We start from the raw sequence: 12888 nt of genomic DNA on the forward strand, positions 1-12888 counted from the left end.
CAGCAAACTGAATTTTGTGCTTTATTATAGCTGCCAGCCATCGTATGGCTTTATTTTTAAAGATTCAAGCGACTGTGTTAGGGTTGCCCACGAGCATTGCCAATTTATGGTCATGGGGAGCTAATCGATAGCTTAATTAACGTGTCTAAGCTTTGATGGCGTTTCCCCAGTCCACTTTTTAAATGCAGCTCTGAAATTTGACACATCATTAAAGCCAATAGCACAGCCTATGTCTTCAATGGTCAATTGCGTCTCGGTTATTAATTTCTTAGCGGCGCTGCAGCGTAAATCTTTGACAATTTCGGTAAAACTTGTGCCCTGCTCTGATAACTTTCTGCGTAACGTCCTTGGGGTGAGATAGAGGGCACTCGCCAGTTTTTTAGCACAAAGCTCCTGTTGCATATTAGCAGCTATCCAATTATTGATGGTGATTAAAAATTCATTTTTTATCGCCACTGAATTTAACACCACATCACATTGGCTAAGTAAGATCGGCATGGCAAAAGGATTACTGCTTGGTGTATTTAATGACCACTTGTCGTTATTAAATAGAAATTCACTATGTTGATTACCATAACTTATTGGGCAACGGAAAAATTCTTGATAAAGTTGATGGTGTTTAGGTTTGGCAAAGCTAAACCTTAAGGCATCAAAAGAAAAATTTTCGCTGTTTAAACAATCTCGTACCAAAGATAAAACAATGACGCACTGTAGCTCGATATTAAATTCTTCTAAATCACGGGTAAACAACAGATCTTCAAAACGAAAGCACGATTGCCCAGATTCATCATCATGCAGTGACATATTAACGGTTTTAGTGACTAAATTATGATAACGAATAGCAAACTCTAGGGTGGAACGTAGACCTTTACAGCATAATAACGTGCAACCATATAGCCCGTAGTCCTTAGGTTTTATTGCGGCTCCCAACAATAAACTAATCGCGGGCATGTCCAGTGCTAAAACATTTCGATAAAAAGTGACTATTTGTTCTTTATGGATTTTATATTCACGATCTTTTAAGCCATGTGGTTCAATATCAGTACCCTTTAACAAACGCGATAAATGAATACCTTTTTTAGCTAAGGTGGACGCAATAAAGTTAAGCTTATGCGCAAATACTTGACCGGAAAAGTTAGCCGGCATGCTGTTTTTTGAAACCATATCGTTATTCAACTTATTGCTATTTGACACCAGTTAACCATCAAATAGCCCGTATATCACCTCAAATTGACCGCTATTCACCTTATTTTCACTATAACTCCTCTTTATATTATTAGTGATAACGATGATTAAAAATTATAATAAGAGAGTGAGATAACATGAAAAATCTAGCATTAAAAAGCATCTTCGCCTTGAGTGGCTGTGCTGTAGCCATTAACGCGGCCACCGCACAAGATCTAGTCACATTAGAAGTAATTCAGGTAACGGCACAAAAAAGATCGGAAAATGCGCAAGACACCCCGATATCAATGAACGTATTGAGCGCCGATGATATCAAAGAAAAAAGCATTGAAAAAATTGATGACTTACAATATTCAGTACCTAATTTGCATATGACAGAAACCGGCATTAGTACACAAATGTTTATTCGCGGTATAGGTACTGGTAATAACCAAGGTTTTGAACAATCCGTCGGTCAGTATATCGACGGTATCCATTATGGCCGACAACAACTACTGCGCATGCCCTTTCTAGATTTAGAAAGAATTGAAGTGCTAAAAGGTCCGCAATCGATAATGTTTGGTAAAAACTCCGTTGCTGGTGCACTGAATTTATCTTCGGCTAAACCAAGCCAAGACACCGAAATTCATCTTGGCTTGCAGTATCAACCGACCATTGGCGCCACTGAATTAACTGCAATGGTTTCTGGTGCACTGACGGATACTTTATCGGCAAGGTTAGCCGTTCGCCATTATTCTGAAGATGGCTATATTGACAACACCTTTAAAGAACGAGATGAGACCATTCGTGATGAAGGCGCTGTGCGTTTGAGTCTTTTATGGGAGCCGAGCGATACCATGAACTTCTTATTTAAAGTCGAACGAGATGAGTTTAATGGCACTGGTCGACAAATAGAAGTAATTCAAGATGAGCCGGCTCTTGACGGTTACCCTATTCCTGGCGCAACATTCAGCCAAATATTAGGAATTTTAGGCCACCCTCAGGCAATAGCCGACAGTACATTGAATTATCAGCGCCAAGCTGATGCCGAAGAAAGTAATACTAACAATTTAAATAATGCCACGTTAACCGCTAACTTCATCTTCGGCGACTACACCCTCACCTCGGTATCGGGCTTCGTTTCATATGACTTTGTTGAAACCTGTGATTGTGATTACACCGCCGCGCCTATCTTTTCAGTATTTATTGATGAAGAGTATCAGCAGTTCAGTCAAGAGATTAGATTAGTCTCGCCGGTAGGAGAAAAATTTGATTGGCTAGGCGGGCTATTTTATCAAACCAGTGAACTTGCCTTTGATGATAATATCATTATACCTAGCAACAGTATTTTAGGTTTAATCTCGGGTGGTGCTCTCGCACCTATGACCGGACAAGCTGCGGGTCGAAACTATCAGTTAGATAGCGATATGTGGTCGGCATTTTTCCAAGGTCGTTATCATTTCACCGATGCCTTAACACTTACCTTAGGTGCTCGTTTTACCAGTGAAGAGAAAACATCTTCTCGCGTGATGAATATTACCGACTTAAGTACCGGTGATATTACTGAAGATCCCATGGCACCGGCTTTATTTGATGCTGTTTTTGGTATTCAAAGCGAGCAAAGCCCTTTATCACCCCAAGGTCATAACTTAACCGGTCAACGTGATGAGAACTCTTTTACTCCGCTGATTAATGTCAGTTATAAAATTGATGATAAAATTATGCTCTACGCTTCTGCCACCACAGGTTTTAAGGCAGGTGGCTTTGATGCCAGAGCCAATAACGTCAATTCGTGGGAATTTGGCGAAGAAGAAGCAACGGCTTATGAATTGGGGGTAAAGTCATTAATACTCGATGATACTTTAGAGATAAACTTAGCGTTTTACCGCACCGAATACGACAACTTACAAGTCAGCCAATTTGATGGTGTACTTGGTTTTAATGTCGGTAATGCCAAAGAGACCGTGGTGCAAGGTGTTGAAATTGAAGGTCGTTGGATATTGTTCGATGGTTTATCAATGCAATATGGTATCGCTTATTTAGACCATGAATATACCGACTTCACTAATGGCAACTGTCATAGCAGACAAGTACCCGATGGTGATATGGGCGCTGATGGCAATCAACTTTGTGATTACACTGGCAAGTCTGGGCAATTTACCCCTAAAGTCACTGCCAGTATCGGTTTTGACTATTTCACTGATATTTCATTCTTGGGTTTTGAATATTTTCGAACTACGCTTGGGCTTTACCACTCGGCAAAACAGAATGTTGATGTTAACTTAAATCCACTTTATGAAATTGACGCTTACAACAAAGTCGATATGCGTATTGCCCTTGAAAGTGAACAGTGGAACATTGCACTATTTGCTAAAAACATGACCAATGCAGAAGTATTGACCTATGTGGGTAATAACCCATTATCAGGCAGTACTTTTGGCACTGATACTTTTTATGGCTTTGTTGATCGCCCTGCGGTATATGGCATACAAGTTGATTATAATTTTTAGCTGACGCTATTAAGGGCAGTTGACCTTGCAAACTAACGCTGCCCTTTGCCTTTATTTACCCCTGAAATAGCAACGTTCCAGTTGCTTTTTTTATCGCCCGTTAGCTCTGACTCAAACAGTAACTAAACCTTTGCATGGCATCAACGGTCAGTGTTGAGCCTTGATATTGCTTCATTTGTGCCAATAAATAATTTAATCCTAGAAAAATCTCATTTACTTCTATAATTACCATTCTTCACCTTAATTTTTAATTTAATTAGCACAGGGATGTATAATATGAATGTTTTATCTGGCTCAACCTCTTCTCGTCCGGACTTAGACTGGAGCCAATTAAAAGAAACTATCGTCATGCTTAACTTGGCAGTGACTCAAATTGATCAATCGATGAATGAGGGTAACTCTTCTGTTTCAACTTTATCTAAATCATTTACCGGTCTTGCCACCAATTTAAGTGATATTCAGAGCTCCATTGCCCAATTAAATCAAAAAGATGAAAGTAGTGAAAAAATGAAGTTAATAATTGAAGGCTCTACGTCAACTGCCTTGGATAAAGTACATTCAGCTATAATCGCCTTTCAGTTTTACGATAAACTCAGCCAAAGGTTAGATCATGTCAGTCAAAGTCTCAGTGCTTTAACCGCACTTATTAGTAACCCAACAGATTTATATTCGCCTATTGCTTGGCAAGGATTACAAGAAACAATCCGCAGTAAATATACTATGGAAGAAGAACGGCAAATGTTTGATAAGGTTATATCTGGCGTGCCCATTGAAGAAGCTTTAATTGAATTTAACCTAGATATGGCAAATAAAATTGCTTCTGAAGAAGATGAAATCGAGTTATTCTAGCTTGAATATTTTACTGTAAATCCAGTTCGGCTTTACCAAGTGCTAGGTTAAATTATAGCTAAAACAGTGCGATTAGCGCCTAGCTAACTAGCTAATAAGCTCACTGCCGTTAGCAACGAGCAAACTTTGTTACTCTGCGGCCTTAATTAAGGCTATGTCTGAAGTAGCTGTTGTGGCATTCGCCCAACAGCTTCAAATAAGCAAATCTCTGGGCTTATATGAGAATAACGTTCTAGCATTCTTCTCCATCCTAAGTAATTCCCCAAATACTTGGTTGCAACACCGTGAAACCGTTTCATCCACCCTTTAAGCCTGCTATCAAATGCATTGACGTTTTGAATATGAAATGCGCCTCGCGTTCTCGGGCCTTTAGTATGGATCACCTCATGTTTGATCCCTTTAGTTTTACAAAATGCGGAATATACTGCTGCACCATCAGTGCAAAGTACCGCATCTTTATCAACAAGAGGGGTTAAAACCGCAGCCACATGCTGGGCATCAACTTTTGCTAAGATCACTGTCGCGGTAGATTTATGTCTATCCCTGACGACTAGCACAGGAATTTGATCATCGCTGGTTCCTCTGGTTTTACCCACGCCTCCACGCTTTCTTGGTGGCCGCGGTAAGTTGCGTTGACCTTTAAACGACTCAAGAAAAAAGGTTTCATCAGCTTCAACAATCCCTTCTTCATGCAACGCTTGATGCGTGTTAACGATTTCTAGAAACCGGTGACGCCAAAGAAATGCTGTGTTCTTATCAACACCGCATAATTTGGCTGCTTTTCTAATACTCAACCCATCAATTAATGTTTGAGCATAGGTTAGCCACTTATCGCGTTGGCGTAATCTAGCCAGTGGCGTTTTAGTTAATGGATTACATGTTTTTTGACAGGTTGCACACCGATAACGGGGCAGTCCATGGCTTGATCCCCATGGTTTTAATAACGTTGATTGACAGTGAGGACATCGTTGCAAAGTTGCCTGAACTGATAAGACTTCTTCTGCCGATAATTCAGTCTGTCCTAGTCTCTGATGAAGTCGTTGTCGCTGACTCGGCGATAACAATGTAAGCTGCTGTAAAAAAGGAGTAAATTGTTGTTCATTCATGAGTGTCACCTTGGAAGTTATTCACACATAAATTAAGTATGGTTCCTTTGCAACAATTTACTCAGACATAGCCTTAATTAAGTCCATTATTCAACTGACTGCTTTGCCGCTCTATATTCTGCGTGCATAAAGGCCCATACAGACAATATGCCAACGGCAGAAATCAAGATGAGCATATTCATAAAGCTAGACCAGCCACCGGCGCTATCTGCCAGTCTGCCGCCAATGAAAGCAAAAATTGCACTGGCAGCAAAACCAAAGGCATCAATTAAACACACCAAAGTCGCACTATGGGGACCGCCGTATTCAATAGAGAATATCGACATAGGTAAGTAATAGGCAGGGGAAATTGAAAAAGCAAACAAAAATATTGCGCCCAGCGCTACCGAGAAGTTCATTTGTGCACTCAAATTAAACCAGGGTAAATACTGCAAAGTAAGCACGCTCAATAAACTAAGTATCAGCGCTATGGTTAATACTGTCCTAATGCCTCGCTTTGAACAGCGGTCATAAAAGGCGATTGCGGCCAACAGACCAGTCAAAGAGCCAAGGGGAAAGACGGTCGAGGCCATTGCGGCTTTAGAGGGGCTCAGTTGATAGCTTTCCATCAGATAAACCGCAACAAAGTCTAAAAAGGCCATCATGCAAGTAAGCACCATCAACATGATCACCACTAGCCAAACTCTGGGGCTTTTTGCAAAGGCCACCAGTCCAGCAATCGTGTCGGTGTCTTTAAGTGGGTGATTATATTTGTTATCCAGCGCCTGTTTTTCTGCCCTAGCCTGCACTGAATTGTCAGTTTTGTGATTGTCTTTGTTATCGCCTTTGTTATCGCTATGGCTTTCATTTACTTTGAAAAATGCTGGATTATCTGGCTTCTCTTTCAGGTAAATATAGCAGCCGATAAAAATTATTAACGCTAAAGCAGCCGCGATGAAGGCCACGGTTCGCCAAGGCATAAAGCTCAACAGCCAACCAAAGAAAAAAGTGGCCAATACCACACTAAATCTCGAGCTGGTAGCGAGAATACTCCACACTCGTCCATAATGTTGCGGGTGATACCACTGCCCGATCAATTTAGTCATACCGGGCCAGCCAGAGGATTTTGTGCAGTAAAGCAGAAATGAACAGCCAGTAAAGGCCATGACATTGGTTGAAAGTCCAAAGGCAATGATAAATAGCGCGGTAAGAAAAATTCCCATTAACATTGTCAATCGACCGCCAATCTTGTCGGCAAGAGGTCCCCAAATAAGTTTGCCAACCAGAGCACCTAAGGTGCCATAAGCGGCAAAATCGCCAAGGTTTGTTTTGCTTAACGCTAAGGTTTCATCGGCAAGTAAGGCAGGACTGAGAATGGTGACCATTTGACGACAAATCATCATGGCGGCATAACCTAGATACATGGCAACGATAATATTGATTTGGTGTGGGACTCGGTTAGACATAATCACTCCCTGAACTGTCAGCAGTATCGCCGATGACTCGCTTAGCGTTAATGGTTAAGCGCTTTCAACTTTGAACAAAACTTTAGGGTTGACCATGGTTTTCATTTCAAGAATATTTCCGTTCGGATCGGCAATAAAAAAGGTTTCTTGTTCATATTCACTGTCGATAAAACGACGATAAGGCGGGTCTAAATAGACCAGCCCAGCCGCTTCAATACGCGCTTTTAAGGCTTGAAACTCCCGTTCAGGTAAATGTATACCAAAGTGGGGCACAAGTACCGCCCCCATGTCCACATCATGCCGTACTTTTGGTAAACTCTCCTCACTTTGATGTAGCGTCAATTCATTGCCCCAAAAATCAATGTCGAGCCAACGTTGCTTTTCGCTATTGCCACTCTTACAGCCAAGTACATTGCAATAAAAATTTTTAGCCAAATTTAAATCTCCTGCAGGAATGGCAAGATGAAAACAGTTGGACATAAATTTCCCCTTATTTTTATATTAAAGCTGTGAACTATATACCCGTGACCATTCAATATGCATATTTCAGAGTGCTTGAGCAATTTCAATTCAAGGCGCTGTGATGAAATAATGGTTGTTCAGGAGAATATGCTCAGGATAATATGCTCAGGATAATTGCTCCTGCATTATCCGTATAAGGTACTTCCTGTACCGTCTGCATTATCCGTATAAGGTACTTCCTGTACCGTCTGCATTCTCTAATAACACCATCCATGTCGCGTCATTATAAGTTACAGCAACGATGAAGTGCTGTTGCTCAAACGTTTCTTTGATGGGTAACGGGTATAGCTACTCTATTTTATAGAACACCTATCCATAGAATTCTATATTTTATGAATTTTTTGATGTTATTAGTTTGCTAATGAGTAATAAATCAGTTCGATTGCTATAAAATATAACCACAAGTGCCACGAAAGGAATATTAAGGATTTAAGCTTGGGCAAGACTTGCTAGGAATAATACTGGGTTAATTAAATCATGGGGTGCTGGAGGAAGACCTGATTGCCCGCCCATAAAACGCAAGCATTATAGCTAAGCTTACCAGAGCAACAAAGGATATAATTCATTGCCTTAGCGCTCTGTTTATTTTTGTTACTACCGGTTCAGCAGCTCAGCATTCGTTGGGTATTTCTCCAGTAACTCAACAAGTTTACTTGCACCTTCTGCAGGTTTAAGACTGGTAAGTGCCCTGCGCAACATTCTTATCTTGCCAAGTTCCTGCGTATTTAGCAGTAGTTCCTCACGTCGAGTGCTACTTTTAGCAATATCCAGCGCAGGAAAGATTCGTTGATTTGCCGCTTCTCGTGATAAAACGATTTCCATATTCCCCGTGCCCTTGAACTCCTCAAATATCACCTGGTCCATTCGGCTACCAGTATCAACAAGTATGGTCGCTATAATGGTAAGTGAGCCACCATGCTCAATTTTTCTCGCTGCGCCAAACAGTTTTCGTGGTATTTCCATCGCTCTAGCATCAAGCCCACCCGACATGGTACGACCGCTACTCTTTTGACTAGCATTATGTACTCTTGTTAGCCGAGTGAGCGAATCAATGACAATCATGACATCGTGACCTTCGCCCGCTTGCTGGCGCGCGATTTTAAGTAGGTCATTGGCTACACGGACGTGTTGTTCATAAGTTTCATCCGTGGATGAGGCATATACTGTTGCTGGTACGCTGCGCTTAAAGTCGGTCACTTCTTCTGGACGCTCATCAATGAGTAACGCATACAGCTTTATTTTGGGATAAGCTGCCCCTACCGCCTGGCATATATGTTTTAACAGGGTTGTTTTGCCCGAGCCTGGCGGAGCTACAATCAAACCTCGCTGACCCATGCCAATTGGCGTGAACAAATCTATCGCTCGGGTGGAGAGTTGCTGAGAACCTAATTCTAGGCGAATACACTGATGAGGGTTGATCGCTACGCCATTAGAAAAACGCTTTTGTGGATCAATATGAGGTACTTCCTTAAGTACTTCTTTGACGGGGGGGGCGACTTTTTTTCTTTTCAGATTCAACGTTAATATTTTTCTTGTCATGATATCGTTTTAGAGAATTATGTGTTTTTTGCAAGAGTTACCTTAATATACCCGTTCAACTTCGAGGTACAAGGTGACAAACTTAATGGAAGAGATATAATAACGTATTAGAAAAACTATTGATAAAATATTTTCGCTAATGTCCACTTTGTCCACACCTGTCTGCCTTAGCTCAAAGCCATGCTTATATCCCTTAACCAAAGCAAGCGCGAACTGTCTACAAGGTCGCGAGCACGTTTAGCCTAGTTGCTAAGTTAACGGCAGCAGGAACATAGGGTCAGCAGAGAGGTTTTATCAAAGGAGCGGCTTATTCAATGGCTATTTAGGCGCTGAGTGGTTGTGGAAAAGTTTTTTCAAACAAGAAAAGATAAGCTAAGCAGAAAAGCAATTGACAAAGTGTAGTACATCTTATTTTTTTATCCAGTAAATAGTAAATTATTCGATGAATAAGTCACTGACTGCCTCTTTTTCACTCACTTGTCGCTTACTGGTTGAACAGTGACTTACCGATGGCTTTTAACATTAATTGTGGATAACTCTGTGAATAACGATTAAACAGTGCCTGCCCCTCGAAGTATCCTATGCTATTGAATATGCCATCAATATAGCCAATTTAAAAGTGTTACTTGCTCAGGGCGTCAGCTTTATTTTACATGCCTATGTAGTTTACTCAGGAACTCTTTGTAAACGCTCTGTTGTTGTTGAGTGTGGGCGAGTAAACAAGCGAGACGCATCCATGGGGCTCTGCACAAGCATCAGGACAGTGTGCTCCTGCACTGTCTAGTAAGGGTATATCCATATACCGTCATGCTTGTGACGCTCGCTTTTATCACACCACCAACACCTAACTACAACACAGCTCTTTGTAAACGTCATCTTCGAAGTTTCTAATCGAAGATCCATTGCTCTTTATACACTGCATCCCCGATTAAAACACCACGGGGATGACGATCCTGAGCCAAGTGCATAGGCATGTTATTTTATTGCTTTGGTCTAAGGCTTGGGGTGGGTATCACAGGTTTTGTTAATTAGCCCAGACCTTATTCAGTTCATTACGGCTGAGCTGCTTTTAACTGGCAATAGTGCAATAATTTGTCGCCATTCTAGCTGATATTATCAACTAAAAGCCTGAGACCTGCTCTGCCATTATTGGCGGTGTTATTAAATGACTTACCGTGGGGAATAACTGAGCTCGATAAAGCGCATTATCTAACATTAATTGGATTACTTTATCATAGCTTAAGCCAAATTCCATTTCACATGATTTTGGAAAATAACTAGAATCTTGAGTCAAGCCTGGAACAAGATTAGCCTCCATAAAAAAACACTCGCCATTCTTGTTTGATTTAATGTCTATTCGTGCAAAATCTCTTATGCCAAGGTTAATAAAAGAATTAAGGGCAAGTTGCTTCACTTTATTTAACATTTGATTATTATCAATTTTTTTCAATGCTTCGCTATTATCATTTTTCACTTTATGCCCTAAAATTCTTAGGCCATTTTTTGATTCAGGTGGAATAATTTCAATGGCAGCAACAATGAATTCGCCATTAGATTTACTTATTATGGCCACTGTAAATTCTCGACCGTCCAAATATTCTTCAACCAGTATAGGCTGAGAAAATAACGTATATAGTGATAAAACCTTAGCTTCAAATTCTGAAAAATTTACCACCCATGATGAATCGTCAATACCATTACCATTGGCTGCATCTATGGGTTTCAAGAACAAAGGAAATTTAATCGGCAATTCATTTTCACTACGGTACTTACCCGGTACCGTGGTAAAATATTTGGCGGTAACAATGCCTTTATTTTGTAAAATGGTTTTAGCAAGCACTTTATTGGAGTCAAATTCCAATATATTCCTTAAGGAACCAGTAAAATTAACTTTATGCCTCATAAAATATTCAGATAACCAAATATCACCATTATTATCGATAGCGATATATTTAACCGCCAGAACGACTAAATCTGGACATCTGTCGATGACATTATCTAAATCAGCCATTGTTTTACAGACTGTTAGTTGTACAGTATGGCCCATTTTTCGTATGGCTGACAACACGCCCTCGCAAGCATTAATACTGCCAAAACCAGTTTCTTTTAATTCTTGATTTGGTGTGGTAATTATCTCTATTTTCATTATTATTTCCTGCAACAAATAAATAATCTGTCTAAATTTTAATTGACTAAAATAAACATGTTGCTGTTTTAATTTCACCCAGAAAGTCTAAGTACGGACACTGGGTAAAATAGTGAGGTAAAGTAAATAATACTAAGGTAATAGTACGTCTTAGGCTTTTTTAGCAAGGAAAACTTAGCAAACAGCCCTAATGATTGTTTGTTCTAATCGGTGATAGCCTTCATTTAGCAATAAATTTTCAGTCACCGATTTATTATGATCGAGGATGCCCAACAGTTCACAAATGACCCCACAAATATCGGTTTGTTTTGGTGTGCAACCTGCTTGGTGAGAGAAACGGTCGCCAATAACATATAAGGGAATATCTCGTTCTTCTGCTAAAGAGCCGCCATGGCTTTTATCCTTATTCATACCATGATCTGCGGTAATTATAATTTGGTATCCGGCTTCAATCCAAATTGGCAGGTATTCGGATAGCTCTTTGTCTGATTTGCGGGTGGTGTTGCGGTAATGAGAACTATCAAGGCCAGACCGATGACCCGCTTCATCAATACTCATCGGATGAATCAAGAGAAAGTCAGGATTATAGCGGCGGCGTAATAATTCAGCATCAAGGTACAAGTGACCATCAGGGTATTGCCCATCATGATAAAAAGAACCATATTGAATGAGTTGTTCGGTATCTACGGTATGGCGATCGCGTATCGCATTGTAAGGGCTTTGATTATACAGTTCGCTAAACCAATGAAAGGCAGCGGCAGCGGTTGACAACCCCGCTGCGCGAGCCAAGCTAAAAACACTTTTTTGGTTGGAATTCCGTATCACTTGGTTGTGAACTATGCCGCTAATTGCTGGTGTCACCCCCGTTAGGATAGTCTCGTATAGTGGACGAGACATTGAGGGTAATTCACATTGTACCTTGTAAAGTGTAGCCCGTTTTTGCTCCTTTAATGCCTGAACAAATCCCATGCATTGCTCGGCAACTTTAAACGCTAAACCATCAAGAACAATAAGTATCACTTTGTTTGTCATTATATATACTCCGAACACAGCGTTGAATTAAGACGTCATTTTTTCATGACTAACTGTGTAAAAAGAATACGCACCTTTTATGACGATAATATGACGCTAAAAGGGTATTTTGATGACAAGACTCATTTTAAGTTAATTGCGGCACTGCTCTTTGCTAAAATCTTCAGTGACACGAAATTAAAGCTAAGCCATGATTAGCAGCCTCAGCTAGCGCTCAGAAATTACTAACGCTTTAATTTTTAATGCTTTTTCAAAGTGATCAAGCTTATGGGTGATAATCCACCAGGTTGCCGCTTCCATCAATAACTCAGCATCATCATTTTTGTTAGCAAAGAAGGCATAAAATGATAAACCGACATTAGTGCCTTTCTGGGCAATTTTTTTATCACATACGGCGATAATTTTTTCTTGTAAAGTATCTTTCACCCGTTAATTTCCTTTTAATGAGGGTAATGGTTAACTCTTTATGTTGACTAAAATAAAAAGCCAGCACTTCTATTTGCTGACTTTATTATTTTATCCCCAAGCTAGTTGCAGCTGCAGGTTTAAGTGTTAGTTGCTACCAAATAATCTAG

At 40.3% G+C, this 12888-nt stretch carries 11 protein-coding genes; 2 read left to right on the forward strand and 9 right to left on the reverse strand.

Going from position 1 to position 12888, the window contains the following annotated elements:
- Positions 1-132: 132 nt before the first annotated feature.
- The gene (locus tag CMT41_RS09155) at positions 133-1194 is read right to left on the reverse strand and encodes an AraC family transcriptional regulator (RefSeq protein WP_058027088.1); all 1062 of its coding nucleotides are present in this window, start codon (positions 1192-1194) and stop codon (positions 133-135) included.
- Positions 1195-1322: 128 nt separating this feature from the next.
- Between CMT41_RS09155 and CMT41_RS09160 the strand changes: the two genes are divergently transcribed.
- A complete protein-coding gene (locus CMT41_RS09160) occupies positions 1323-3674 on the forward strand; it encodes a TonB-dependent receptor (RefSeq protein ID WP_057181016.1) in 2352 nt (783 codons plus the stop codon).
- A gap of 100 nt (positions 3675-3774) precedes the next feature.
- Here CMT41_RS09160 and CMT41_RS19725 read toward each other — a convergent pair whose 3' ends face one another.
- Positions 3775-3906, reverse strand: coding sequence for a hypothetical protein (locus CMT41_RS19725; RefSeq protein ID WP_257721038.1), 132 nt, complete (start codon positions 3904-3906; stop codon positions 3775-3777).
- 44 nt (positions 3907-3950) lie between these two features.
- On the opposite strand from CMT41_RS19725, the gene CMT41_RS09165 reads away from it, so the two are divergent.
- Positions 3951-4523: a hypothetical protein gene (locus CMT41_RS09165; RefSeq protein WP_057181017.1), complete on the forward strand. Its 573-nt coding sequence runs from the start codon at positions 3951-3953 to the stop codon at positions 4521-4523.
- A gap of 152 nt (positions 4524-4675) precedes the next feature.
- On the opposite strand, the gene CMT41_RS09170 is transcribed toward CMT41_RS09165, so the two are convergent.
- The 7 genes from CMT41_RS09170 to CMT41_RS09200 form a co-directional block, all read right to left on the reverse strand.
- Positions 4676-5629 (reverse strand): IS1595-like element ISCosp3 family transposase, encoded by a 954-nt coding sequence (locus tag CMT41_RS09170; RefSeq protein ID WP_058027089.1) that lies wholly within the window; start codon positions 5627-5629, stop codon positions 4676-4678.
- An 86-nt stretch (positions 5630-5715) separates the two neighbouring features.
- On the reverse strand, positions 5716-7074 hold the full coding sequence (locus tag CMT41_RS09175) for an MFS transporter (RefSeq protein ID WP_058027090.1): 1359 nt from the start codon (positions 7072-7074) through the stop codon (positions 5716-5718).
- Positions 7075-7128: 54 nt separating this feature from the next.
- Positions 7129-7554, reverse strand: a complete 426-nt coding sequence (locus tag CMT41_RS09180; RefSeq protein ID WP_058027091.1) for a VOC family protein — start codon at positions 7552-7554, stop codon at positions 7129-7131.
- Positions 7555-8190: 636 nt separating this feature from the next.
- Positions 8191-9135: a transcription termination factor Rho gene (gene rho / locus CMT41_RS09185; RefSeq protein WP_058027092.1), complete on the reverse strand. Its 945-nt coding sequence runs from the start codon at positions 9133-9135 to the stop codon at positions 8191-8193.
- 1120 nt (positions 9136-10255) lie between these two features.
- Positions 10256-11281, reverse strand: a complete 1026-nt coding sequence (locus CMT41_RS09190; protein WP_058027093.1) for a D-alanine--D-alanine ligase — start codon at positions 11279-11281, stop codon at positions 10256-10258.
- A gap of 174 nt (positions 11282-11455) precedes the next feature.
- Positions 11456-12313, reverse strand: coding sequence for an alkaline phosphatase family protein (locus CMT41_RS09195; protein ID WP_057181022.1), 858 nt, complete (start codon positions 12311-12313; stop codon positions 11456-11458).
- A gap of 207 nt (positions 12314-12520) precedes the next feature.
- Positions 12521-12739: a DUF6500 family protein gene (locus tag CMT41_RS09200; RefSeq protein WP_057181023.1), complete on the reverse strand. Its 219-nt coding sequence runs from the start codon at positions 12737-12739 to the stop codon at positions 12521-12523.
- Positions 12740-12888 lie beyond the last annotated feature (149 nt).

It is taken from the genome of Colwellia sp. MT41 (assembly GCF_001444365.1).
Taxonomy (GTDB): Bacteria; Pseudomonadota; Gammaproteobacteria; order Enterobacterales; family Alteromonadaceae; genus Colwellia; species Colwellia marinimaniae.